Source organism: Salmonella sp. HY31, assembly GCF_042604575.1.
Taxonomy (GTDB): domain Bacteria; phylum Pseudomonadota; class Gammaproteobacteria; order Enterobacterales; family Enterobacteriaceae; genus Salmonella; species Salmonella diarizonae.
Genome location: NZ_CP170479.1, coordinates 4,803,025 through 4,828,658 on the forward strand (window position 1 = coordinate 4,803,025; position 25,634 = coordinate 4,828,658).

The 25,634-nt window shown below is 52.4% G+C and carries 23 protein-coding genes and 1 pseudogene; 14 read left to right on the plus strand and 10 right to left on the minus strand.

Going from position 1 to position 25,634, the window contains the following annotated elements:
* The first annotated feature begins 10 nt into the window (after positions 1 to 10).
* The 12 genes from atpH (at position 11) to phoU (ending at position 13,538) form a co-directional block, all read left to right on the plus strand.
* A complete protein-coding gene (atpH, locus tag ACE15A_RS23010) occupies positions 11 to 544 on the plus strand; it encodes a F0F1 ATP synthase subunit delta (RefSeq protein WP_001288957.1) in 534 nt (177 codons plus the stop codon).
* A 12-nt stretch (positions 545 to 556) separates the two neighbouring features.
* Complete coding sequence (atpA, locus tag ACE15A_RS23015; protein WP_001176751.1) at positions 557 to 2,098, plus strand: F0F1 ATP synthase subunit alpha; 1,542 nt, start codon at positions 557 to 559, stop codon at positions 2,096 to 2,098.
* A 50-nt stretch (positions 2,099 to 2,148) separates the two neighbouring features.
* Positions 2,149 to 3,012, plus strand: a complete 864-nt coding sequence (atpG, locus tag ACE15A_RS23020; RefSeq protein ID WP_000896506.1) for a F0F1 ATP synthase subunit gamma — start codon at positions 2,149 to 2,151, stop codon at positions 3,010 to 3,012.
* A 26-nt stretch (positions 3,013 to 3,038) separates the two neighbouring features.
* On the plus strand, positions 3,039 to 4,421 hold the full coding sequence (gene atpD, locus ACE15A_RS23025) for a F0F1 ATP synthase subunit beta (protein ID WP_000190499.1): 1,383 nt from the start codon (positions 3,039 to 3,041) through the stop codon (positions 4,419 to 4,421).
* A gap of 20 nt (positions 4,422 to 4,441) precedes the next feature.
* On the plus strand, positions 4,442 to 4,861 hold the full coding sequence (locus ACE15A_RS23030; protein ID WP_001251972.1) for a F0F1 ATP synthase subunit epsilon: 420 nt from the start codon (positions 4,442 to 4,444) through the stop codon (positions 4,859 to 4,861).
* Between the two features lie 310 nt (positions 4,862 to 5,171).
* A complete protein-coding gene (gene glmU / locus ACE15A_RS23035) occupies positions 5,172 to 6,542 on the plus strand; it encodes a bifunctional UDP-N-acetylglucosamine diphosphorylase/glucosamine-1-phosphate N-acetyltransferase GlmU (RefSeq protein WP_064055826.1) in 1,371 nt (456 codons plus the stop codon).
* A gap of 239 nt (positions 6,543 to 6,781) precedes the next feature.
* Positions 6,782 to 8,611 (plus strand): glutamine--fructose-6-phosphate transaminase (isomerizing), encoded by a 1,830-nt coding sequence (gene glmS, locus ACE15A_RS23040; RefSeq protein ID WP_053511059.1) that lies wholly within the window; start codon positions 6,782 to 6,784, stop codon positions 8,609 to 8,611.
* A 290-nt stretch (positions 8,612 to 8,901) separates the two neighbouring features.
* Positions 8,902 to 9,942: a phosphate ABC transporter substrate-binding protein PstS gene (gene pstS, locus ACE15A_RS23045; protein WP_023247190.1), complete on the plus strand. Its 1,041-nt coding sequence runs from the start codon at positions 8,902 to 8,904 to the stop codon at positions 9,940 to 9,942.
* Between the two features lie 126 nt (positions 9,943 to 10,068).
* Positions 10,069 to 11,028, plus strand: a complete 960-nt coding sequence (gene pstC / locus ACE15A_RS23050) for a phosphate ABC transporter permease PstC (RefSeq protein WP_000741630.1) — start codon at positions 10,069 to 10,071, stop codon at positions 11,026 to 11,028.
* Positions 11,028 to 11,918, plus strand: a complete 891-nt coding sequence (gene pstA / locus ACE15A_RS23055; RefSeq protein WP_053511057.1) for a phosphate ABC transporter permease PstA — start codon at positions 11,028 to 11,030, stop codon at positions 11,916 to 11,918. The genes pstC and pstA overlap by 1 nt, the downstream gene beginning before the upstream one ends.
* A 106-nt stretch (positions 11,919 to 12,024) precedes the next feature.
* Entirely contained in the window at positions 12,025 to 12,798 is a 774-nt protein-coding gene (gene pstB / locus ACE15A_RS23060) for a phosphate ABC transporter ATP-binding protein PstB (RefSeq protein ID WP_053511054.1), read from the plus strand.
* 14 nt (positions 12,799 to 12,812) lie between these two features.
* On the plus strand, positions 12,813 to 13,538 hold the full coding sequence (gene phoU, locus ACE15A_RS23065) for a phosphate signaling complex protein PhoU (protein ID WP_000377800.1): 726 nt from the start codon (positions 12,813 to 12,815) through the stop codon (positions 13,536 to 13,538).
* Between the two features lie 128 nt (positions 13,539 to 13,666).
* Here the strand turns inward: phoU and yieH are convergent, their stop codons facing one another.
* A complete protein-coding gene (yieH, locus tag ACE15A_RS23070) occupies positions 13,667 to 14,332 on the minus strand; it encodes a 6-phosphogluconate phosphatase (RefSeq protein WP_023247192.1) in 666 nt (221 codons plus the stop codon).
* A gap of 168 nt (positions 14,333 to 14,500) precedes the next feature.
* Between yieH and adeP the strand changes: the two genes are divergently transcribed.
* The gene (adeP, locus tag ACE15A_RS23075) at positions 14,501 to 15,838 is read left to right on the plus strand and encodes an adenine permease AdeP (RefSeq protein ID WP_053511052.1); all 1,338 of its coding nucleotides are present in this window, start codon (positions 14,501 to 14,503) and stop codon (positions 15,836 to 15,838) included.
* An 82-nt stretch (positions 15,839 to 15,920) separates the two neighbouring features.
* On the opposite strand, the gene ACE15A_RS23080 is transcribed toward adeP, so the two are convergent.
* The 5 genes from ACE15A_RS23080 to mnmE form a co-directional block, all read right to left on the minus strand.
* Positions 15,921 to 16,505 (minus strand): NADPH-dependent FMN reductase, encoded by a 585-nt coding sequence (locus ACE15A_RS23080; RefSeq protein WP_077918443.1) that lies wholly within the window; start codon positions 16,503 to 16,505, stop codon positions 15,921 to 15,923.
* Positions 16,505 to 17,260 (minus strand): 4'-phosphopantetheinyl transferase superfamily protein, encoded by a 756-nt coding sequence (locus tag ACE15A_RS23085; protein WP_023247195.1) that lies wholly within the window; start codon positions 17,258 to 17,260, stop codon positions 16,505 to 16,507. Before ACE15A_RS23085 ends, ACE15A_RS23080 begins: the two co-directional genes overlap by 1 nt.
* 157 nt (positions 17,261 to 17,417) lie before the next feature.
* Positions 17,418 to 18,377, minus strand: a complete 960-nt coding sequence (gene yidZ / locus ACE15A_RS23090) for an HTH-type transcriptional regulator YidZ (protein WP_023247196.1) — start codon at positions 18,375 to 18,377, stop codon at positions 17,418 to 17,420.
* Positions 18,346 to 19,533 carry an MFS transporter gene (locus ACE15A_RS23095; protein ID WP_023247197.1) on the minus strand — a complete coding sequence of 396 codons (1,188 nt, stop codon included), beginning with the start codon at positions 19,531 to 19,533 and terminating at the stop codon, positions 18,346 to 18,348. The genes yidZ and ACE15A_RS23095 overlap by 32 nt, the downstream gene beginning before the upstream one ends.
* Positions 19,534 to 19,692: 159 nt before the next feature.
* Entirely contained in the window at positions 19,693 to 21,057 is a 1,365-nt protein-coding gene (gene mnmE / locus ACE15A_RS23100) for a tRNA uridine-5-carboxymethylaminomethyl(34) synthesis GTPase MnmE (RefSeq protein WP_053511050.1), read from the minus strand.
* A gap of 175 nt (positions 21,058 to 21,232) precedes the next feature.
* On the opposite strand from mnmE, the pseudogene ACE15A_RS23105 reads away from it, so the two are divergent.
* Positions 21,233 to 22,291, plus strand: a pseudogene (locus ACE15A_RS23105) (hypothetical protein).
* Between the two features lie 295 nt (positions 22,292 to 22,586).
* Here the strand turns inward: ACE15A_RS23105 and yidC are convergent.
* From yidC to rpmH, 4 genes are read right to left on the minus strand one after another with little or no spacing between them, the layout of a single operon-like run.
* Positions 22,587 to 24,233 (minus strand): membrane protein insertase YidC, encoded by a 1,647-nt coding sequence (gene yidC / locus ACE15A_RS23110; protein WP_023247200.1) that lies wholly within the window; start codon positions 24,231 to 24,233, stop codon positions 22,587 to 22,589.
* A gap of 2 nt (positions 24,234 to 24,235) precedes the next feature.
* Positions 24,236 to 24,493 (minus strand): membrane protein insertion efficiency factor YidD, encoded by a 258-nt coding sequence (yidD, locus tag ACE15A_RS23115; protein WP_001307474.1) that lies wholly within the window; start codon positions 24,491 to 24,493, stop codon positions 24,236 to 24,238.
* On the minus strand, positions 24,457 to 24,816 hold the full coding sequence (gene rnpA, locus ACE15A_RS23120) for a ribonuclease P protein component (RefSeq protein ID WP_000239725.1): 360 nt from the start codon (positions 24,814 to 24,816) through the stop codon (positions 24,457 to 24,459). Before rnpA ends, yidD begins: the two co-directional genes overlap by 37 nt.
* Before the next feature lie 16 nt (positions 24,817 to 24,832).
* The gene (gene rpmH, locus ACE15A_RS23125; protein ID WP_000831330.1) at positions 24,833 to 24,973 is read right to left on the minus strand and encodes a 50S ribosomal protein L34; all 141 of its coding nucleotides are present in this window, start codon (positions 24,971 to 24,973) and stop codon (positions 24,833 to 24,835) included.
* Positions 24,974 to 25,634 lie beyond the last annotated feature (661 nt).

The window sequence follows — 25,634 nt, forward strand, 5'->3', positions numbered from 1 at the left end:
GGAGGGGCTGATGTCTGAATTTGTTACGGTAGCTCGCCCCTACGCCAAAGCAGCTTTTGACTTTGCCGTTGAACACCAAAGTGTAGAGCGCTGGCAGGATATGCTGGCGTTTGCCGCCGAGGTAACCAAGAACGAACAAATGGCAGAGCTTCTCTCTGGCGCGCTGGCGCCGGAAACGCTCGCTGAGTCGTTTATCGCAGTCTGCGGTGAGCAGTTAGACGAAAATGGTCAGAACCTGATTCGGGTGATGGCTGAAAATAATCGTCTGAACGCGCTCCCGGATGTTCTGGAGCAGTTTATTCACCTGCGTGCCGCCAGTGAAGCTACCTCCGAGGTAGAAGTTACGTCGGCAACCGCATTGAGTGAAGAGCAGCTTTCGAAAATCAGCGCCGCGATGGAAAAACGTCTGTCACGCAAAGTGAAGCTGAATTGCAAAATCGATAAGTCTGTAATGGCAGGCGTTATCATCCGGGCGGGTGATATGGTCATTGATGGCAGCGTACGCGGCCGTCTTGAGCGCCTTGCAGACGTCTTGCAGTCTTAAGGGGACTGGAGCATGCAACTGAATTCCACCGAAATCAGCGAACTGATCAAGCAGCGCATTGCTCAGTTCAATGTTGTGAGTGAAGCTCACAACGAAGGTACTATTGTTTCTGTAAGTGACGGGGTTATCCGCATTCACGGCCTCGCCGATTGTATGCAGGGTGAAATGATCTCCCTGCCGGGGAACCGTTACGCTATCGCACTGAACCTGGAGCGCGACTCTGTGGGTGCGGTAGTCATGGGTCCGTACGCTGACCTTGCCGAAGGCATGAAAGTTAAATGTACGGGTCGTATCCTGGAAGTTCCTGTTGGCCGCGGCCTGCTGGGACGTGTGGTAAACACCCTGGGGGCGCCAATCGACGGTAAAGGTCCGGTTGATAATGACGGCTTCTCTGCCGTTGAAGCTATCGCGCCGGGCGTTATCGATCGCCAGTCTGTCGATCAGCCGGTGCAGACCGGTTATAAAGCCGTTGACTCCATGATTCCAATCGGTCGTGGTCAGCGTGAACTGATCATCGGTGACCGTCAGACCGGTAAAACCGCGCTGGCTATCGACGCCATCATCAACCAGCGCGACTCCGGCATCAAATGTATCTATGTCGCTATCGGCCAGAAAGCGTCCACCATCTCTAACGTGGTGCGTAAACTGGAAGAACACGGCGCGCTGGCTAATACCATTGTTGTGGTGGCGACTGCGTCCGAATCCGCTGCACTGCAATATCTGGCACCGTATGCCGGTTGCGCAATGGGTGAATACTTCCGTGACCGTGGCGAAGATGCGCTGATCATTTACGATGACCTGTCTAAACAGGCTGTTGCTTATCGTCAGATTTCCCTGCTGCTCCGTCGTCCGCCTGGACGTGAAGCATTCCCGGGAGACGTATTCTACCTCCACTCTCGTCTGCTGGAGCGTGCTGCGCGTGTTAACGCCGACTACGTCGAAGCCTTCACCAAAGGTGAAGTAAAAGGGAAAACTGGCTCACTGACCGCGTTGCCGATTATCGAAACGCAGGCAGGTGACGTTTCCGCGTTCGTTCCGACCAACGTAATTTCGATTACCGATGGTCAGATCTTCCTGGAATCTAACCTGTTTAACGCCGGTATTCGTCCAGCGGTTAACCCGGGTATCTCCGTATCCCGTGTAGGTGGCGCAGCCCAGACCAAGATCATGAAAAAACTGTCCGGTGGTATTCGTACCGCGCTGGCGCAGTATCGTGAACTGGCGGCGTTCTCTCAGTTTGCATCCGACCTTGACGATGCCACCCGTAAACAGCTTGACCACGGTCAGAAAGTGACCGAACTGCTGAAACAGAAACAGTATGCGCCGATGTCCGTCGCGCAGCAGTCTCTGGTTCTGTTCGCAGCAGAACGTGGTTATCTGGCGGATGTCGAACTGGCGAAAATCGGTAGCTTCGAAGCCGCATTGCTGGCTTACGTCGACCGTGATCACGCTCCGCTGATGCAAGAGATCAACCAGTCCGGTGGCTATAACGATGAAATCGAAGGCAAGCTGAAAGGCATCCTCGATTCCTTCAAAGCAACCCAGTCCTGGTAACGTCTGGCGGCTTGCCTTAGGGCAGGCCGCAAGGCATTGAGGAGAAGCTCATGGCCGGCGCAAAAGAGATACGTAGTAAGATCGCAAGCGTCCAGAACACGCAAAAGATCACTAAAGCGATGGAGATGGTCGCCGCTTCCAAAATGCGTAAATCGCAGGATCGCATGGCGGCCAGCCGTCCTTATGCAGAGACCATGCGCAAAGTGATTGGTCACCTTGCGAACGGTAATCTGGAATATAAGCACCCCTACCTGGAAGAGCGCGACGTTAAACGCGTGGGCTATCTGGTAGTGTCGACCGACCGTGGTTTGTGCGGCGGCTTGAACATTAACCTGTTCAAAAAGCTGCTGGCGGATATGAAGGCATGGTCCGATAAAGGCGTTCAGTGCGAACTCGCAATGATCGGCTCTAAGGGCGTGTCATTCTTTAATTCCGTAGGCGGCAACGTTGTCGCTCAGGTGACAGGTATGGGGGATAACCCTTCTCTGTCCGAACTGATCGGTCCGGTTAAAGTGATGTTGCAGGCCTACGACGAAGGCCGTCTGGACAAGCTTTACATTGTCAGCAACAAATTTATTAACACCATGTCTCAGGTGCCGACGATCACTCAACTGCTGCCGCTGCCGGCGTCAGAAGATGATGATCTGAAGCGTAAAGCCTGGGATTACCTGTATGAGCCAGATCCGAAAGCGCTGCTGGATACTCTCCTGCGTCGTTATGTGGAATCTCAGGTTTATCAGGGCGTGGTAGAAAACCTGGCCAGCGAGCAGGCCGCACGAATGGTGGCGATGAAAGCCGCAACCGATAATGGCGGCAGCCTGATTAAAGAGCTGCAGTTGGTATACAACAAAGCTCGTCAGGCCAGCATTACTCAGGAACTCACCGAGATCGTCTCGGGGGCCGCCGCGGTTTAACCAGGTTATTTCGTAGAGGATTTAAGATGGCTACTGGAAAGATTGTCCAGGTAATCGGCGCCGTGGTCGACGTCGAGTTCCCTCAGGATGCCGTACCACGCGTGTACGATGCTCTTGAGGTGCAGAATGGTAATGAGAAGCTGGTGCTGGAAGTTCAGCAGCAGCTTGGCGGCGGTATCGTGCGTACCATCGCGATGGGGTCTTCTGACGGTCTGCGTCGCGGTCTTGATGTAAAAGATCTCGAACACCCGATCGAAGTCCCGGTAGGTAAAGCAACGCTGGGTCGTATCATGAACGTCCTGGGTGAACCGGTCGATATGAAAGGCGAGATCGGCGAAGAAGAGCGTTGGGCGATTCACCGCGCGGCGCCGTCCTACGAAGAGTTGTCAAACTCTCAGGAACTGCTGGAAACCGGTATCAAAGTTATCGACCTGATGTGTCCGTTCGCGAAGGGCGGTAAAGTCGGTCTGTTCGGTGGCGCGGGTGTAGGTAAAACCGTAAACATGATGGAGCTTATCCGTAACATCGCGATCGAGCACTCCGGTTACTCTGTGTTTGCGGGCGTAGGTGAACGTACTCGTGAGGGTAACGACTTCTACCACGAAATGACCGACTCTAACGTTATCGATAAAGTATCCCTGGTGTATGGCCAGATGAACGAGCCACCGGGAAACCGTCTGCGCGTTGCATTGACCGGCCTGACCATGGCGGAAAAATTCCGTGATGAAGGTCGTGACGTTCTGCTGTTCGTCGACAACATCTACCGTTATACCCTCGCCGGTACGGAAGTATCCGCACTGCTGGGTCGTATGCCTTCCGCGGTAGGTTATCAGCCGACTCTGGCGGAAGAGATGGGCGTTCTGCAGGAACGTATCACCTCCACCAAAACCGGTTCTATCACCTCCGTACAGGCGGTATACGTACCAGCGGATGACTTGACTGACCCATCTCCAGCCACCACCTTTGCTCACTTAGATGCAACCGTGGTACTGAGCCGTCAGATCGCATCCCTGGGTATCTACCCGGCCGTTGACCCGCTGGATTCCACCAGCCGTCAGTTGGACCCGCTGGTAGTAGGCCAGGAACACTACGACACCGCGCGTGGCGTTCAGTCCATCCTGCAGCGTTATCAGGAACTGAAAGACATCATCGCCATCCTGGGTATGGATGAACTGTCTGAAGAAGATAAACTGGTGGTAGCGCGTGCTCGTAAGATTCAGCGCTTCCTGTCCCAGCCGTTCTTCGTGGCGGAAGTATTTACCGGTTCTCCGGGCAAATACGTCTCCCTGAAAGACACCATCCGTGGCTTTAAAGGCATCATGGAAGGCGAATACGATCACCTGCCGGAGCAGGCGTTCTACATGGTCGGTTCCATCGACGAAGCCGTGGAAAAAGCCAAAAAACTTTAACGCCTTAATCGGAGGGTGATATGGCAATGACTTACCACCTGGATGTCGTCAGCGCGGAGCAACAAATGTTCTCCGGTCTGGTCGAGAAAATCCAGGTTACGGGTAGCGAAGGCGAACTGGGAATTTACCCGGGTCACGCGCCGCTGCTCACCGCCATTAAGCCTGGTATGATTCGCATCGTTAAGCAGCACGGTCATGAAGAGTTTATCTATCTGTCCGGCGGCATTCTGGAAGTGCAGCCTGGCACCGTGACCGTTCTGGCGGATACTGCGATTCGCGGTCAGGATCTCGACGAAGCGCGAGCCCTGGAAGCGAAGCGTAAAGCCGAAGAGCACATTAAGAGCTCGCACGGTGACGTGGATTACGCTCAGGCGTCTGCGGAACTGGCCAAAGCGATCGCTAAACTACGCGTTATCGAGTTGACCAAAAAAGCGATGTAACACCGGCTTGAAAGCATAAAACCAGTCTGATCTCAGGCTGGTTTTTTTTTACCTGTGATTTATGACCTATGCCGAATCTTACTTCATGGCTCAAAAAAATAGCAAAAACATCACCCTAACGCTTTAATCAAGGCATAGCGCGACTTTTCACAAGACAAACACCGCGTCAATGGTCGAAAATGTCGCCATCGCCGTCGGAGGAACCCCGCGATCGAGCGTTTTATCCTCCTTCCATTTTACGATGAAAAAAATGTAGTATTTTCAAAGTGAAACAGTATAAATTCGTTCTCAAATTACAGTCAGGACGCGTATGTTAAATAGTGCTATGAGCGTAGTGATCCTTGCCGCAGGTAAAGGCACGCGCATGTATTCCGATATTCCTAAAGTGCTGCACACACTTGTGGGTAAAGCAATGGTGCAGCATGTCATTGATGCTGCTAATGAATTAGGCGCCTCACAGGTACATCTGGTCTACGGCCATGGTGGCGACCTGCTTAAACAGACGCTGAAAAACGATAACCTGAACTGGGTGCTTCAGGCGGAACAGTTGGGAACAGGTCACGCAATGCAGCAGGCCGCGCCCTTCTTTAGCGACGATGAAGATATTTTAATGCTTTACGGCGACGTGCCGCTGATTTCGGTTGAAACCTTACAGCGCCTGCGCGATGCCAAACCGCAGGGCGGTATTGGGTTATTAACCGTGAAGCTGGACGATCCGAGCGGCTATGGTCGTATTACGCGTGAAAACGGTAAAGTGACTGGCATCGTTGAACATAAAGACGCCACTGATGAACAGCGTCAGATCCAGGAAATTAACACCGGTATTCTGATTGCCAACGGCGCGGACATGAAACGCTGGTTGTCTAAGCTGACTAACAATAATGCGCAGGGTGAATATTACATCACTGATATCATTGCGCTGGCTTATCAGGAAGGACGGGAAATCGCCGCGGTACATCCGGCCCGCATCAGTGAAACGGACGGTGTGAATAACCGTCTGCAGCTTTCTCGTCTGGAACGTATTTACCAGGCCGAGCAGGCAGAGAAACTGCTGCTGGCAGGAGTGATGCTGCGTGACCCGGCACGTTTTGATCTGCGCGGTAATCTGGTTCACGGACGTGATGTGGAAATTGATACTAATGTTATCATCGAAGGTAACGTGACGCTCGGTCATCGGGTGAAGATTGGCGCGGGCTGCATTATCAAAAACAGCGTGATTGGCGATGACTGTGAAATCAGCCCCTATAGCGTGGTGGAAGATGCGCGCTTAGATCCGGCCTGTACCATCGGCCCGTTTGCCCGCCTGCGTCCCGGCGCGGAGCTGTTAGCGGGCGCTCACGTCGGCAATTTCGTTGAGATGAAAAAAGCGCGCCTCGGTAAGGGTTCTAAAGCCGGCCATCTGGCCTACCTGGGCGATGCGGATATCGGCGACAACGTGAATATCGGCGCGGGGACCATCACCTGTAATTATGATGGCGCGAACAAATTCAAAACGGTTATTGGCGACGATGTGTTTGTTGGCTCCGATACCCAACTGGTGGCGCCGGTTACTGTCGGTAAAGGGGCCACCATCGCCGCAGGGACTACCGTCACCCGTAACGTAGCCGACAATGAACTGGTATTAAGCCGCGTGCCGCAGGTTCATAAGCAAGGCTGGCAGCGTCCGGTGAAGAAAAAGTAAATCACGATCATGGCGGGAGCGCTTCGCTTGCCCGCCCGACATTCAACCTGTTTTTGTAGGCCGGATAAGCGTCAGCGCCATCCGGCAGACCGGAGATGAGAGGATAAAATAATCCTCCGCTCAATGAGCAGTACTTATAAAAATAACCCCACTCTCTACAAGGCTCGGGGCGCCCGCCACGACGGGCATACAGGTTAGCGACAACGCATGGCGAAATGCCATAATCAGGAAATTAAACTATGTGTGGAATTGTTGGCGCTATCGCGCAGCGTGATGTAGCTGAAATCCTTCTCGAAGGTTTACGTCGTCTGGAATACCGTGGTTACGACTCGGCCGGCCTGGCCGTGGTGGATGCGCAAGGGCACATGACCCGTCTACGTCGTCTCGGTAAGGTACAAATGCTGTCTCAGGCCGCGGAAGAACATCCGCTGCACGGCGGGACGGGGATTGCTCACACGCGTTGGGCAACGCACGGTGAACCTTCAGAAGCAAACGCGCATCCGCATGTTTCTGAACACATCGTGGTGGTGCATAACGGCATCATCGAAAACCATGAACCGCTGCGTGAAGCGTTAAAAGCGCGCGGTTACACCTTTGCTTCCGAGACCGACACGGAAGTAATTGCTCACTTAGTGCACTGGGAGCTGAAACAAGGCGGTACTCTGCGAGACGCGGTTCTACGTGCGATCCCACAACTGCGTGGCGCATATGGCACGGTGATCATGGATACCCGCCATCCGGATACGTTGCTGGCTGCCCGTTCGGGTAGCCCGCTGGTTATCGGTCTGGGCATGGGCGAAAACTTTATCGCTTCCGATCAGTTGGCCCTACTGCCGGTGACCCGCCGCTTTATCTTCCTGGAAGAGGGCGATATCGCAGAAGTGACCCGTCGTTCGGTCGCTATTTTCGATAAAACCGGTGCGGAAGTGAAACGTCAGGATATTGAATCTAATCTGCAGTATGACGCCGGTGATAAAGGCATTTACCGCCACTATATGCAGAAAGAGATCTACGAACAGCCGAACGCGATTAAAAATACGCTGACCGGGCGTATCAGCCACGGTGAGGTGGATTTAAGCGAGCTAGGGCCGAAAGCCAACGAATTGTTGTCTCAGGTTGAACATATCCAGATTATCGCCTGCGGTACGTCGTACAACTCCGGGATGGTCTCTCGCTACTGGTTTGAAGCGCTGGCCGGAATTCCGTGTGACGTGGAAATTGCCTCGGAATTTCGCTATCGCAAATCTGCGGTGCGCCGTAACAGCCTGATGATCACGCTCTCCCAGTCTGGCGAAACGGCAGACACCTTAGCGGGCCTGCGTTTATCCAAAGAATTGGGCTACCTCGGATCGCTCGCCATTTGTAACGTACCGGGCTCTTCTCTGGTGCGTGAATCCGATCTGGCGATGATGACTAACGCCGGGACGGAAATCGGCGTTGCTTCTACGAAGGCGTTCACCACCCAACTGACCGTTTTGCTAATGCTAGTGGCGAAACTGGCGCGTCTGAAAGGCCTGGATGCGTCCATTGAGCATGACATCGTTCATGGCCTACAGGCGCTGCCGAGCCGTATTGAGCAGATGCTCTCGCAGGACAAACGCATCGAAGCGCTTGCAGAAGATTTCTCCGACAAGCATCACGCGCTGTTCCTCGGTCGTGGCGATCAATATCCGATTGCGCTTGAAGGCGCGCTGAAGCTGAAAGAAATCTCTTACATTCATGCTGAAGCTTACGCGGCAGGCGAGCTGAAACACGGCCCGCTGGCGCTGATTGACGCCGATATGCCGGTTATTGTGGTGGCGCCGAACAACGAACTGCTGGAGAAACTGAAATCCAACATCGAAGAAGTTCGCGCTCGCGGCGGTCAGCTTTATGTCTTCGCCGATCAGGATGCGGGTTTCGTCAGCAGCGACAACATGCACATCATTGAGATGCCGCATGTGGAAGAGGTCATTGCGCCCATCTTCTACACTGTTCCGCTGCAACTGCTGGCGTATCACGTGGCGCTGATTAAAGGCACCGATGTTGACCAGCCGCGTAACCTGGCGAAATCAGTAACGGTGGAATAACCCCCTCCATGCCCCGCAGCAGCGGGGCATTTCTCTTATTATTTTATGATGACAAACTGTCATCTTTCCTGCCTGTTCTCCGTGTCATAAAAAGAAAATTTTTTTGCAATATGACGATAGTGATAATAAATAACATATTGTTTTTTAATATGTTTATAAAATCGTGATGTCGATATTGTTGATTGTCATAAAACTGTAATATTAAGTACATTTAACTGTCACCTGTTTGTCCTATTTTGCTCATCGTAGCAACTCAAACAATGATTTACCGAAACCGTGCAGGAGACATTATGAAAGTTATGCGTACCACTGTCGCAACTGTTGTCGCCGCGACCTTATCGATGAGCGCGTTCTCTGCCTTTGCAGCAGCAAGCCTGACAGGTGCCGGTGCAACGTTTCCTGCGCCGGTATATGCCAAATGGGCGGATACCTACCAGAAAGAAACCGGTAACAAAGTCAATTACCAGGGAATAGGCTCTTCCGGCGGCGTGAAACAAATTACCGCAAATACCGTTGATTTTGGCGCGTCCGATGCGCCGCTGTCTGATGAAAAACTGAATCAGGAAGGCCTGTTCCAGTTTCCGACCGTCATTGGCGGCGTGGTGCTGGCGGTGAATATTCCAGGGCTCAAATCCGGCGAACTGGTGCTGGACGGTAAAACGCTGGGCGACATCTACCTCGGTAAAATCAAAAAGTGGGATGATGAAGCCATCACCAAACTGAACCCGGGCGTGAAGCTGCCCTCACAGAATATCGCCGTGGTGCGTCGCGCTGACGGTTCCGGCACTTCCTTCGTTTTCACCAGTTACCTGGCGAAAGTCAACGACGAGTGGAAATCGAAAGTGGGCGCGGGTTCTACCGTGAACTGGCCAACCGGCCTGGGGGGGAAAGGTAACGACGGCATCGCAGCGTTTGTACAGCGTCTGCCAGGCGCTATCGGCTACGTTGAGTATGCGTATGCCAAGCAGAACAATCTGGCCTACACCAAACTGATTTCTGCTGATGGCAAACCGGTAAGCCCGACGGAAGAGAGCTTCTCTAATGCGGCGAAAGGCGCAGACTGGAGCAAAACCTTCGCACAGGATCTGACCAACCAGAAAGGTGACGATGTGTGGCCAATCACCTCCACCACGTTTATCCTGGTCCACAAAGTGCAGAAGAAACCTGAGCAGGGTTCTGAAGTGTTGAAGTTCTTCGACTGGGCATACAAAAATGGCGCTAAGCAGGCGAATGATCTGGATTACGCCAGCCTGCCGGATAACGTCGTTGAGCAGATTCGTACCGCCTGGAAGACCAGCATAAAAGACAGCAGCGGTAAGGCATTGTATTAATTTAGTATTCTGACGAAAATGGCGGGTGACGCTTACGTTTACCCGTCCTACGGTTCTGACTGTAGGCCGGATAAGCGCAGCGCCATCCGGCAACTTCGTAAACGCGTTTAACTTAAAGAGTGATTTATGGCTGCAACCAAGCCTGCTTTTAACCCGCCGGGTAAAAAAGGCGACATGATTTTCAGCGCGCTGGTAAAACTGGCTGCGCTGATTGTGCTATTGATGTTGGGCGGTATTATCGTCTCATTGATCATCTCCTCCTGGCCAAGTATTCAGAAATTTGGTTTCTCATTCCTTTGGACTAAGGAGTGGGATGCGCCAAACGATATCTACGGCGCGCTGGTGCCCATTTACGGCACGCTGGTGACCTCCTTTATCGCATTGCTGATTGCCGTTCCGGTCAGTTTCGGCATTGCCCTGTTTTTAACCGAGCTGGCGCCAGGCTGGCTGAAGCGTCCGCTGGGCATTGCCATTGAACTGCTGGCGGCTATCCCCAGTATTGTGTACGGCATGTGGGGGCTGTTTATCTTCGCGCCGCTGTTTGCGACGTACTTCCAGGAGCCGGTCGGCAATATTCTTTCCAACATTCCTTTTGTCGGCGCGTTGTTCTCCGGTCCGGCGTTTGGTATCGGCATTCTGGCGGCAGGCGTCATCCTCGCCATCATGATAATCCCCTATATTGCGGCGGTTATGCGCGACGTCTTCGAGCAAACGCCGGTAATGATGAAAGAGTCAGCCTATGGTATCGGCTGTACTACCTGGGAAGTTATCTGGCGCATCGTGCTGCCGTTCACCAAAAATGGCGTCATTGGCGGCATTATGCTGGGACTGGGACGTGCGCTGGGTGAGACGATGGCGGTCACTTTTATCATCGGCAACACTTATCAGCTCGACAGCGCGTCACTGTATATGCCGGGCAACAGCATCACTTCCGCCCTGGCCAACGAATTCGCCGAAGCGGAATCGGGCCTGCACGTGGCAGCGTTGATGGAACTGGGACTGATCCTGTTTGTGATCACCTTTATCGTTCTGGCGGCGTCTAAGTTCATGATTATGCGTCTTGCGAAGAACGAGGGAGCACGTTAATGGCTACGCTTGATATGCAGAACACCGCGCAGCTCGCGGAATCCCGTCGCAAGATGCAGGCGCGTCGCCGCATGAAGAACCGTATCGCATTAACGCTCTCAATGGCGACGATGGCATTTGGCCTGTTCTGGCTGATCTGGATTTTGATGTCCACCATCACGCGCGGCATTGATGGTATGTCGCTGGCGCTGTTTACCGAAATGACGCCGCCGCCGAACACGGCGGGCGGCGGGCTGGCGAACGCCCTGGCGGGGAGTGGATTGTTGATTCTCTGGGCTACCGTATTGGGTACGCCGCTGGGGATTATGGCCGGGATCTATCTGGCGGAATATGGCCGCAAATCCTGGCTGACGGAAATCATTCGCTTTATTAACGACATTCTGCTTTCCGCGCCGTCAATTGTTGTGGGGCTGTTTGTTTACACCATCGTGGTGGCGCAGATGCAGCACTTCTCCGGTTGGGCGGGTGTGATTGCGCTGGCGCTGTTGCAGGTGCCGATCGTTATCCGTACTACCGAGAACATGTTGAAGCTGGTACCGGACAGCCTGCGTGAAGCAGCCTATGCGTTGGGAACGCCGAAATGGAAAATGATCTCTGCCATTACGCTGAAAGCGTCCATATCCGGGATTATTACCGGTGTGCTGCTGGCGGTTGCCCGTATTGCCGGGGAAACTGCGCCATTGTTGTTTACCGCGCTCTCCAACCAGTTCTGGAGCACCGACATGATGCAGCCGATCGCCAACCTGCCGGTAACCATCTTTAAATTCGCGATGAGCCCGTTTGCTGAATGGCAACAATTGGCCTGGGCGGGCGTGCTGATTATTACCCTGTGCGTGCTGCTACTAAATATTCTGGCGCGTGTTGTTTTCGCGAAGAAAAAACACGGTTAAAGACATTGCCGGATGGCGGCATAAACGCCTTATCCGGCCTACGGGTTGCATACATTTGTAGGCCTTAAAGCTACGCGCTATCAGGCATGATGAGGAAAAGAGTGAAATGAGTATGGTTGAAACTGCCCCGAGTAAGATTCAGGTTCGTGATTTGAACTTCTACTACGGCAAATTCCATGCCCTGAAGAACATTAATCTGGATATCGCGAAGAATCAGGTAACGGCATTTATCGGGCCATCCGGCTGCGGTAAATCGACGCTGCTGCGCACCTTCAATAAAATGTATTCGCTTTATCCGGAGCAGCGCGCCGAAGGTGAAATTCTGCTGGATGGCGACAATATTCTCACCAACACCCAGGATATCGCGCTGCTTCGCGCGAAAGTGGGGATGGTATTCCAGAAGCCGACGCCGTTCCCGATGTCCATCTATGACAACATCGCCTTTGGCGTGCGTCTGTTTGAGAAGCTGCCTCGCGCCGATATGGATGAGCGCGTGCAGTGGGCGTTGACCAAAGCCGCATTATGGAACGAAACCAAAGATAAATTGCACCAGAGCGGGTACTCTCTCTCCGGTGGTCAGCAGCAGCGTCTGTGCATTGCGCGCGGTATCGCCATTCGTCCGGAAGTGTTGCTGCTGGATGAGCCATGTTCAGCTCTGGACCCTATCTCCACCGGGCGTATTGAAGAGCTGATCACCGAGCTAAAACAGGATTACACCGTGGTGATCGTGACCCACAACATGCAGCAAGCGGCACGTTGTTCCGATCATACGGCGTTTATGTACCTGGGCGAGTTGATTGAGTTCAGCAATACGGACGATCTGTTCACCAAGCCCGCGAAGAAACAAACAGAAGACTATATCACCGGTCGTTACGGTTAATTCAGGAGTGCGTAATGGACAGTCTGAACCTTAATAAACATATTTCCGGCCAGTTCAACGCTGAACTGGAAAGCATCCGCACTCAGGTAATGACCATGGGCGGCATGGTGGAACAGCAGCTTTCTGACGCTATCACCGCCATGCACAACCAGGACAGCGAGCTGGCGAAACGCGTGGTAGAAGGCGACCATCAGGTCAATATGATGGAAGTTGCCATCGACGAAGCCTGCGTGCGTATTATCGCCAAGCGCCAGCCGACGGCGAGCGATCTGCGTCTGGTAATGGCGATTATCAAAACTATCGCCGAACTGGAGCGTATTGGCGACGTGGCGGATAAAATCTGCCGTACCGCGCTGGAAAAATTCTCCCAACAGCATCAGCCGCTGTTGGTGAGTCTGGAATCGCTGGGCCGCCATACCGTACAGATGCTACACGACGTACTGGACGCATTCGCGCGGATGGATCTCGACGAAGCGGTGCGCATCTATCGTGAAGATAAGAAGGTTGACCAGGAGTATGAAGGAATCGTGCGTCAGCTCATGACCTACATGATGGAAGATTCGCGCACGATTCCCAGCGTGCTGACCGCGTTGTTCTGCGCCCGTTCTATCGAGCGTATCGGCGACCGCTGCCAGAATATTTGCGAATATATCTTCTACTTCGTGAAGGGACAGGATTTCCGTCACGTCGGCGGCGACGAACTGGATAAGCTGCTGGCGGGTAAAGATCCAAAAGAATAAGGTTTGTGGTGGGGGGGCAACGATCCGAAAGCGCCACAAAACGTAGGCCCGGTAAGCTTGCGCCACCGGGTAATTCGCCGGATGATGCTAACGCTTATCCGGCCTACGAGCCATCCGGCTTTGTTTTTTCAGCGCGTAATCTCCCACCCGCGCGCTTTCCATAATCCCGGCAACTGCGCCAAATCGGTAAACGTCGTCACGTTAGGGTGATCGATCGGCTTGTTATGCGGATCGGCGCAGAAATAAAATACTTCCATTCCTGCCGCGATTCCTGACTGTGCGCCTGCGCTGGAATCATCCACCAGAATACACTTCTCAACATTGACCTTCATGGCGTTCGCCGCATGGAGCATTAGCGCCGGATCGGGCTTCCAGCGTTGAATATCGTAACCGCTAAACAGCAAATCGGGAAAATGATGCAACATGCCCAGTTTACCCAGCGAATGCTGCATCTTACTGACTGGCCCGTTAGATACCACGCACATGGGTGTCTTAATACTCTCCAGCAGGATATTCGCGCCCGCAATGGCTTCCAGATCTGCATCGAACAGACGAGCAACCTCGGCGCGATACACGGGTTCCAGCTCCGCCTTTGCCAGCGCAACGCCATGCTCTTTACTGATGGTATCGATAATTTCGTAGAGCTTTACGCCTTTAAAGCGTCTGAATACTTCCGCGAGCTCAAGCGTAATGCCGAACTGCCGGAACATAGCGACATAGGCGCGCGAACAAATCACTTCACTGTCGACCAGCGTGCCGTCGCAGTCAAAAAACACCGCTTCGATTTGGGACATGTCATTTCCATTTTAATAAGTTTAACGTTTACGTAATGTTGAATTGAGAGACGCAATCGTTGCCGTACTAACAAATTGAGTGAAAAAAATTACCACACAACTGCGCCAGGTGTCGTATTTTGGTATAGGATAACGGCGAATTTTCCCTCCTTTCTCCGGAAATTGATAATGAGTCAACAACACACCACCCAGGCTTCTGGTCAGGGTATGCTGGAACGCGTGTTTAAACTACGCGAACATGGCACGACGGCACGAACCGAAGTGATCGCCGGTTTTACCACTTTCCTGACGATGGTTTATATCGTTTTTGTTAACCCGCAAATTCTGGGCGTAGCTGGCATGGACACCAGCGCCGTCTTTGTGACCACCTGTCTGATTGCGGCCTTTGGCAGTATTCTGATGGGCCTGTTCGCTAACCTGCCGGTGGCGCTCGCGCCAGCGATGGGGTTGAACGCTTTCTTCGCCTTTGTCGTTGTCCAGGCGATGGGACTGCCGTGGCAAGTTGGGATGGGCGCGATTTTCTGGGGCGCAATCGGACTGCTGCTGCTGACCATTTTCCGCGTGCGTTACTGGATGATCGCCAACATTCCTGTCAGCCTGCGCGTGGGTATCACTAGTGGTATCGGTCTGTTCATCGGTATGATGGGCCTGAAAAACGCCGGCGTGATCGTCGCCAATCCGGAAACTCTGGTCAGCATCGGCAACCTGACTTCCCACAGCGTATTGTTGGGCATTCTGGGCTTCTTTATCATCGCTATTCTGGCGTCCCGCAACATTCATGCGGCAGTGCTGGTCTCTATTATAGTCACCACGCTGCTGGGCTGGATGTTGGGCGATGTGCATTACAACGGCATCGTTTCCGCGCCGCCAAGCGTCTCTACGGTAATTGGTCATGTCGATCTGGCCGGCTCGCTGAATCTGGGGCTGGCAGGCGTCATCTTCTCTTTTATGCTGGTGAACCTGTTTGACTCTTCCGGTACGCTGATTGGCGTGACGGATAAAGCCGGTCTGGCGGATGAGAAAGGTAAATTTCCGCGCATGAAGCAGGCGCTGTTTGTCGATAGCGTCTCTTCTGTCACCGGGGCGTTTATCGGTACTTCCTCTGTTACCGCGTATATTGAATCCTCTTCTGGCGTCTCTGTGGGCGGACGTACCGGCCTCACTGCCGTGGTAGTCGGTTTGCTATTCTTGCTGGTCATTTTCCTGTCGCCGCTGGCGGGGATGGTGCCAGGTTATGCCGCGGCCGGCGCGCTGATTTACGTGGGCGTGTTAATGACATCCAGCCTGGCGCGTGTGAAGTGGCAGGATTTAACGGAGTCCGTTCCGGCCTTTATTACCGCCGTGATGATGCCGTTTAGCTTCTCCATTACCGAAGGTATCGCGCTGGGATTTATCTCGTACTGCGTGATGAAAATTGGTACCGGCCGCCTGCGCGATCTCAGCCCATGCGTGGTGATTGTCGCGCTGTTATTCGTGTTGAAGATTGTCTTTATCGACGCGCATTAATCCATGTATTGCCGGATAGCGGTGTGAATACCTTATCCGGCCTGGCGTAAGCCCGGTAAGCGTCGCTGCCGGGCATTGCGGATTACGCTTTTACGCGCTGGATATAGTCGCCAAACGCGGTCAGTTGGCCCGTTAAATGGTCCAGTGTGCTTTGGTCGATTACTTCTCTGGCTTGCGGGTCGACTTTATTCTGAATCACGCCGCCCATAAATTCCGGTTTATTCATCACCATCGCGTCGAGGAACACCAGAATCTGGCGCAGATGATACTGACAGCGCGCGCCGCCAATCGCCCCCATTGAACTGGTCTGGATAAGGACCGGCTTACCCGCCAGCGGCTGTTCAGGCAGACGGGATAGCCAGTCGATGGCATTCTTCAGGCCGCCTGGAACTGAATAGTTATATTCCGGCGTCACAATGATGACGCCGTCGGCGTTGCGAATCTGCTCTGCCAGTGCCTCTACGCTGGCCGGAAATCCTTCTTCTTGCTGGATATCGGCGTCATACAGCGGAATATCTCCGATCGAAGGCAGCGGCGATACCGTCATTCCTGCCGGCGCGACTTTAGGCAGCGTACGCGCCACCATTCCGTTAAAGGAACCTTTGCGCAAACTTCCCAGCAATGTAACCACATTCAGTGTTTCAGACATACGTGCCCCTTTTTTCATTACGAACGATTAAGCGTATACGATTTGACGGCGGGGAGTTGGGCGAATCGCATCAGGCGACCGGGTGGCTCATTGGCGCGCGTCTGGATATCGGGCAGGCTTTTCCAACCCAGTTTTCCATCGAACTCCCACACCTTCAACTTTTCTATCGCTGGCGTAACGGCCACGGACCACACCAGCACATCTTCCGCATCACACACGGCTTCAAGCTGCGTGACATGCGCGCACTTGAGGCGTCCGGCAACGGGTAAAAGTTGCAGCTCCCGCGGATCGCCATTCATGACATCGCCGGTGAGTTTTAACACGCTCTGACGCAATGTAATGAGTTGCGCTCGTGCTTCGTTGGGATCGTTTTGATTGGCTACCCATAAATTTTCATTACGGGAGAAAGGGTGGCGTTCGAGCGAATGCGGGCTGTGAAAGCCGCGTGAGGTGCGCTGCAACTCCATATCCAGCCCACACTCTCCTTCGGTGGTCAACGCCACGCCAACCATATTTCCGGCATAGGAGATAGAAAACCCTGGCAGATTTTTATCACGAAACGCGGGTTTACCTTTCGCCTGAATAATGATTTCCGGTAGCTCGCCAATCCCGTACAGCATAAACATCAGTTCGGCGAGAAGGCCTCTGGAGGCGAGAAAACGCGTTCGTCGGTGAGCAGGTAGGTTTCTGGCTTCAATATGACAAGGCGAAGAGAGACGAATTGAAACCAACTGTCCCTCCGTAAGTATCCCTCTGGCAAAGTGAGTCGCCATTTTTCGCTCCGTGATTAATGGGCCGTGATAATGACGAGAGTAACATTAACGTAAATTATGGATAGGTTTTACGCGCTAAAAATTCAATTTCAGAAGGTTCTTTAATCAGACGGTTACATTTCTGATAAGAGGAAGGTTAATTTATCAACATAGGTGGTTAGATAAGGCGACGGCAGAGCGCGTTGATAGCCTGTCGTAGCCAAACAATCTTAGGATTATGACTGTTACGTTTGTGCCATAACAGGGTAAACGGTACCATGAGTTTTTCCCGCCGTTGCGCATCAAAAGGCAGGGGGCGCGCCACTAACGGTAGCTGGTGGAGTTGATTGTAGTGCTGACAATAGCGCGGCGCGGTTGCTATCAGGGTGTGATCCGGCTGGGCGGCCATAAAGAGCGACTGCTCGAACCCCGGCAGGCTCAACGCGATATGGCGTTTGCGCCCCATTTCTTGCAGGACATCATCCAGCGCCCAGGTATCGCTTTGCTCCCAGCAAATACTGATATGCGGGTAGCGCAGAAAAGTGTCCAGATCCCACGCTTCGCGCAACGCCGGATGATCCTCCCGCAGCCAGACCCACGGCAAATCGCTAAACAGCACCTCAAAATCGATCGCGAGCGGCAACAGACTGAGCAATTCTCGCGAGCGGGGATGGCTTTCGCGTCCGGTAAATCCGATATCGACTTCCCCACGCGTAATCGCCTCCAGCGAGTCATAATCCCAGTTGCGAACCTTAATAGTAGCCTGTGGATAGCGTTGATAAATCTGCTGCGACAGCGAATTAAACATAATCATCATCAGCGGCGACTCTGCCGCCAACTCAAATTTTAAACCGCGCGGCGTTTGATGATGCGGCTTATCAAGCAGTTGATTACCCATCTGCATCCAGTCCGCCAGACTTTGCTCCATACTGACCATCAGCGGTGTCGGCGTCAGACCCAGCGGCGTATTGACGAACAGCGGATCGTCAAACCATGCCCGGAGTTTCGCCAACGATTTACTGACCGCAGAGGGCGTTACGTTCATCCGTTTTGCGGTTTTAGTGACGCTGCGCTCCTGCATCAGTAACTGTAGACATAACAGCAGATTAAGATCGAGACTGGTAAGGGATTTCTTCATGCTCGGATACGGACCTATTAGGTGCGACGGAGAGTATCAGCAGAATACTCACTATGCTACAGCCAATCAGAATCCCGATCAGCATATTCAGCGCGCTGATACCGACTATTGCCGCCAGCCAAATCCACAGTGATGAACCGCAAACCTGCGCGATACCCAACGTGGAACTGGCCACACCGGCGCGCAGCGAAAACGGCCCCAGCGCCTGGCTCATCGCGACGCCAAAACCGACCGAGAATCCGGCGCAGATAAGCGTCAGGCCAAAGAGCGTGACGGTATTGGTATGAGCAAGGCTTAACGTCACGCCAGCCGTCAAAAACAGCCCCTGTGAGACGAGCATTAAGGTTCGCGGCTTAAATAACCCTAGCGCAAAAGGGGTAGAAAAAGAGACAACCATGCTGACGCCTGCCGTGAGCGCCATTGTAACGGCATAGTCGCCACGGCTAAATCCCATCACCTCCATCAGCAGCACCGGAGAGGCATTGACGAAGGTCAGGATCACTGACACGCTAAGGGAGGTGATCGCCAGTCGACTCAGAAAAAAACGGTTAATCAGCGACTCGGCGGCGTGCGACGATCGTGATAAATCGCGTGGAGCCAGCCTTGCCGGGCGCGTCTCGCGTAGGATAAACAGTGATAACAGGCCCACAATAATGCCCATCGCGGACATCGTATAGAACAGACTTTGCCAGGGGAAACGAAGCATAATCAAATGCCCCATCACCGGGGCGAGTACCGGCACAATGCAGGTAATCCCATTCAATAACGACAGCACTTTCGCCCGGCGACGCTCGTCGAGCGTGTCGCGCAGAATGGCGAACGCCACCACGTAGCAGCCGCCTGCTCCCACCCCCTGAAGAAAACGCCCACTCAGAAACAGCGAACCTTCCGACGCCCATGAACAAAGCAGTGAGGCCATCATGAAGACGATCGCGCCGACGATAGCGACCGGCTTGCGACCTGACTGGTCGGCTATCTTCCCGGCAAACAGCATAGCCGTCGCCATTCCGGCCAGGTAAACGGAGAAGGCGATATGCAACTGCGCCTCGCTAGCGTTCAGATCGGCGGCTATACGCGGTAAACCGACCAGATACATATCAATACCGGCAGGATAGAGTAAAACCAGGGCAAAACTACACAGTAGAAAACGTTTCATAGCGGCCTCACGAAAAGTGTGGTGCTAAGGATACGGGGCGGCGTTGCGCGAGACGAGTTGCCATTTGGACAACAGCAATTTCCTGTGAGGCAATGAGATATCACCCCGGCATTTACGTAGGCCGGATAAGGCGTCAGCCGCCATCCGGCACGATCAATGTTATTTACCAATACAAAAGCTGGAGAAAATTCGTCCCAGCAGATCGTCGGAGGTAAACTCGCCAGTAATCTCGCTTAAGCTTTGCTGCGCCAGGCGTAACTCTTCCGCCAGCAGTTCTCCCGCCCATGCGCCTAATAGCTGCGCTTTGCCCTGTTCAAGATGTTCAGCGGCTTCCGCCAGCGCCTGTAGGTGACGGCGGCGGGCCAGAAAGCCGCCTTCCATATTGGTATCAAACCCCATACTCTGCTTGAGATGATTGCGTAACACGTCGACGCCTTCGCCGGTACGTGCCGAGAGGCGAACAAGTGTGTAAGTATTTACTTCGCTAATACCCAGCGTCTCGCCGGTGATATCCGCCTTGTTACGGACCACGGTAATCGGTAGATTTTTGGGCAGACGGGCGATAAAGTCCGGCCAGATGTCGGCAGGGTCAACGGCGTCCGTCGTGGTGCCATCCACCATAAACAGCACGCGATCGGCCTGTTCAATCTCCTGCCAGGCGCGTTCGATACCGATACGCTCTACTTCGTCGCTGGCATCGCGTAGACCGGCGGTATCGATGATATGCAGTGGCATTCCATCGATATGGATATGCTCGCGCAGCACGTCACGCGTGGTACCTGCGATATCGGTAACAATCGCCGCTTCACGGCCCGCCAGCGCATTTAGCAGGCTTGATTTTCCGGCATTCGGGCGTCCGGCAATCACCACCTTCATCCCTTCGCGCAGCAGGCTGCCCTGGCGCGCTTCGGCGCGCACGGCGTCAAGATCGGCGATGACGCCATTGAGCTGCGTTTCGATTTTGCCGTCAGAAAGAAAGTCGATCTCCTCATCCGGAAAATCGATAGCCGCTTCGACGTAGATTCGCAGGTGAGTAAGTGCTTCCACAAGGTGGTTAACGCGGGCGGAAAATGCTCCCTGTAACGAGTTCAGCGCCGAACGCGCCGCCTGTTCGGAACTGGCATCGATCAGGTCGGCAATGGCTTCCGCCTGGGCTAAATCGAGCTTATCGTTAAGGAACGCTCTCTCTGAGAACTCGCCTGGTCGGGCAATTCGCACGCCTGGAATCGTCAGAATGCGTTTTAACAGCAGATCGAGGATCACCGGACCGCCATGCCCTTGTAGCTCCAGCACATCTTCGCCGGTAAAGGAGTTCGGGCCGGGGAACCACAGCGCGATGCCCTGATCCAGCGTGGCGCCGTCGGCATCTTTGAATGGCAGGTAATCAGCGTAGCGTGGTTTGGGCAGTTTGCCCAGTACCGCCTGAGCGACCTCTTTAGCATTCAAACCGGAAATACGCAGGATACCGACGCCACCGCGTCCCGGTGGGGTAGCCTGGGCGACAATAGTGTCGTTATGGCTCATGATATGTCTCGTAAAATACGAATAAAAAGGCGGTCGTCAGCCGTTCCTTTTTTACCAGACTATGTCTGTTTCCGGGAGCCGACAGGCCTACAAATAAGGTAAAAAGCTTATCACCATCAGGCGGAATAGCAAATATAATAATATTTGTTTTTTTATGAACTCACAGGACGGACATATGGGGATTTCTGTTGGTCATTCATATTTTACTGCTACTATCAGCAGCGAAACAATAAATAAAATGTTCTCTTCCGATGAGCTCCCACATATGACTATATGGGAGTGCATAAAAGATTTTTTCTTTGATACAGGGCAAAGAGAAGCTTTAAATTGTTTACATAAATTATGTAACCCCACACCAGATTTAAAGGATACAGACATTACATCTTGTTTCTTTAGGTTAAAAGAGCTAGCTTCACCAGGATATCAGGAAAGATTTATTCATGATTTTGCTGAAGAGTCTTCTACGGGGAGTTTGTATCTTAAAGATAACTATGGGGATGTTTTTCTGTATATAGAAATGAGTGAAGGATTGTGTAATTATACTATACTTGGGAAAACATTTATTTTTAACACCAGCCAAATGCCGCATTCTCAACAGGAATGCGAAACAAGCACACCAAATTTATCCATAATCTTTCAAGAAAGTGAATCTCAATCAAGCTCTGATAGTATATTATGGTTAAAAGATGGTTGTTATTTAGCATCGTATGGAATAGGTGAATTTAACTTAGATTTCAATGAGTTTTACCAGAGCGTGTTGAACTTCATTACCTCAGTACAAAAAGGTGATAATTTCAGGTTGTGGCAAAATGAAGAAAAAGAAACCTATATCTCGGCAATGGTGAATAAAGCAATAGATATTCATTCTGGCGAGAAATAGGTGAAATTATCAAAACAAGTAAAAGAGGGGGTTTTTGAACATGTAAAAAATAACTTAGGTGTGTGTGACCTACGGTTAAATAGTTCCTGTGCACAAAGTTCAATAAAGCATTGTGTGTTAACATTGTTAAATAAAGATAAAGTCTGGGGCAGTTTTATTAATCAAACCTCTACTGACGGCGAGGTCAAAAAAACAATAACCACCGATATGGTTAGCATCGTTTCGAATCAAATTTTCGGAAAGATGTTTGGGGACGAAATGAAATTGCCTGAGAAATGGAGTAGCATAGTGTGTTCTTTAGTAAGGGATTCAATAAAATTGATGAGCGAGCCATCTGATTTTATCATGCAATAGATGTATGCGGGTTTTAACACCGTGCTCTAACAACAAGGCATTAAGTCTTTTTAATAGCCAGGAATCAACCGAGCAATTAACTATACTTATTTTGGCTCATTTAAATTTCGCGTATGGGTGAAAATATTAGCGCGTCAGAATAATATTTGTTCTGCCAGGCTGAAATGAAGAAGATGGCCATATTACGAGTGGTAAAAAAACCGCAACGCTACGCATTGCGGTTTTTTTCAGGGCTTGACTGACCATCCGTTAGATTAGCCGGACGTCGGCATAAACGCCTTATCCGGCCTTACGGTCAGGAGTTTTTCTTCTCGCGGCTATGCAGGCCACGTTTTTCCAGACCACGGTAAATCAACTGCTGCTGAATGATGGTTACCAGGTTGCTGACGATATAGTAGAGCACCAGACCTGACGGGAACCACAGGAAGAACACCGTAAAGATGACCGGCATAAAGGTCATGATCTTCTGCTGCATCGGGTCGGTCACGGTGGTCGGCGACATCTTCTGAATGAAGAACATCGTTACGCCCATCAGGATCGGCAGAATGTAGTACGGGTCCTGTGCAGACAGGTCATGAATCCACAGTGCGAACGGCGCATGACGCAATTCAATGGAACCCATCAGCATGTAGTACAACGCCAGGAAGATAGGCATCTGGATGATCAGCGGGAAGCAGCCGCCCAGCGGGTTAACCTTCTCCGCTTTGTACAGGGCCATCATCTCCTGGCTTTGGCGCTGTTTATCATCGCCAAGACGTTCGCGCATCGCCTGAATTTTTGGCTGCAGCATACGCATCTTCGCCATTGACGTGTACTGCGCTTTGGTTAGCGGGTACATGATACCGCGAACGATAAAGGTAATGATGATAATGGAGAAGCCCCAGTTGCCCACGAAGCTGTGGATCCACTTCAGCAACTTGAACAGTGGCTGAGAGATGAACCACAACCAGCCGTAGTCCACGGTCAAATCCAGGTGCGGTGCAACAGCCGCCATTTTATCCTGAATTTCCGGGCCGACCCACAGGGTGCTGGTCATCGCGCCAGTCTGACCTGGCTGTACCAGTACCGGCTGCGCTTTATAGCCGATAGCGACAATACCGTTGCCCAGATTGGCGGTGTAGAAATTGTTGGTGCCGTCGTTACGCGGAATCCATGCGGTAGCGAAATACTGCTGCAACATTGCCACCCAACCGCCTTTGGAGCTGACGTTGAGGTTTTCGTTATCGGCAATGGTGTCGAATTTGTATTTCTCATACTTCTCATCTGGCGTGGAGTACGCTGCGCCGCGGAAGGTATGCAGCGCAAAGTTGCTGCTGCCGGTGTCGCGATGAGGCGGTAGGTTGACGGATTGTTTTAACTGACCAAAGGTGGAGACTTCCAGCGGTTTTTCGCCGGTGTTCTGCACGCTATAGTTCACATTAACCGCATAATCGCCACGCTTAAAGACAAACGTTTTGGTAAACGTGTTGCCTGCGGCGTCAGTATAAGTCATCGGAACCTGCAGTTCGTTCTGACCGTCGGCCAGTACAAACGCATCTTTCTCGACGTTATACAGCGGACGCGGGCCGTTAGCCGGGTTATCCGGGCCGTCGCGCCCTGTCAGGCCGCTTTGCGCCTGATAGATAAACTGCGGGGTGGTTTCCAGCAGTTGGAACGGTTCGCTGGAACCCAGTTCTTTCGGGTAAGCCGGGAGCAAGGCCTGCTCGACATCACCACCACGGGTGTTGATAGTCAAATCAAGCACATCGGTTTTCACCGTAATCAGTTTCCCCTGGCCACTGGCTGGTACGCCCTGGTCGGCGGCGCTACCCGCTGCGGTGGTCGTTGTCTGCGTGGTCTGTTGAGTCTGAGGTTGCGGATTTTTATCCTGCTCCCAGGCTTGCCAGATCATGAAAGACACGAACAGCAAAGCGATGACTAAAAGATTGCGTTGCGAATCCATCGTTAGTGTTCTCTGGTATCAAATGGTCCGGGCGGGACGGGATCGTCACCACCAGGGTGTAAAGGGTGGCATTTTAATACGCGTTTCACCGTCAACCAACTGCCTTTTATCACTCCAAACCTGCGCAATGCCTCAATTCCGTAGCTTGAGCACGTTGGCGTGAAACGACAATGCGGCCCAAGCAGCGGACTGATCAGGCGTTGATAGACCCGAATAAGGGCTATCAGGACCCGCGAGCCAGGCGACAGTGGCGGCGCCATAATTTTTCCAACGCTTCCGAGAGAGCACGGTTATCGAGGTCGGCAACCCCTTTTTTCGCCACCACCACGAAATCCATTGCAGGAAGTTCATGCTGGCGCAGACGGAAGCTTTCACGCGTCAGACGTTTAATCCGGTTGCGTTCATGCGCGCGTCGAACGTTTTTCTTGGCGACGGTAAGACCGATGCGGGGATGCCCCAGCGAATTCAGGCGGCCGAGGATGGTGATTTGCGGCGTGCCAGCCCGTTGAGGTTGCTGGAAGACGAATGTGAAATGAGCGGGAGTTAACAAACGTAACTCCCTGGGAAATGCGAGCTTAACCACTCAGGGGTTAGCTTTATTACTTGGAAACGGTCAGACGAGCGCGGCCTTTAGCACGACGACGTGCCAGAACCTGACGACCATTTTTAGTAGCCATACGAGCACGGAAGCCGTGAGAACGGTTGCGCTTCAGTACAGACGGTTGAAAAGTGCGTTTCATGGCGATTTCTACCTAAACTTGAATAAATTCACTGACTTTTGCGTATGCCCGAACAAACTTTGAACGACTTACGCCACAGTGTGGGTGATTAAAGAGGCCGGATTGTAATAATTGTACACTCCGGAGTCAATTCTCTTTCCTTATTTTCCCGCGATTTTCCACGCCTTTTTGTGCGGAAAATAAGCAACGTTGACGCCAGATGACGGGCATTACGCGACGGAGGGAGAATTATACGGGCTGCCAGGTAAAGCGCAAGGATCGCCCTGGATCTTTATGCGATCTTTTAGGTATCTGGTCACTTTTACATATTAATTTTTTCAATATGCGCGCGAAAGCGTACAGGAGTTCCCCGGGATCGATTACACTTATCCATTCCTGGAAAGTCCTGTGGATAAATCGGGAAGAATCTGTGAGAAACAGAAGATCTCTTGCTCAGTTTAGGCTATGATCCGCGGTCCTGATCGTTTCAAACGATCCTGGTCAGGCATGAACACGAAATCTTTCAGGGCGCGTGAAGTCGCGATCGTTTGAAAGATCCCGTGAAAACCGCAGACAGCGGTTCGTGCGTCACCCTTCATGCAGGGTCTTATCGACGTGCGCCAACAATCATTAATGTATCAGCCTTTGTCATTTATCGACTTTTGTTCGAGTGGAGTCCGCC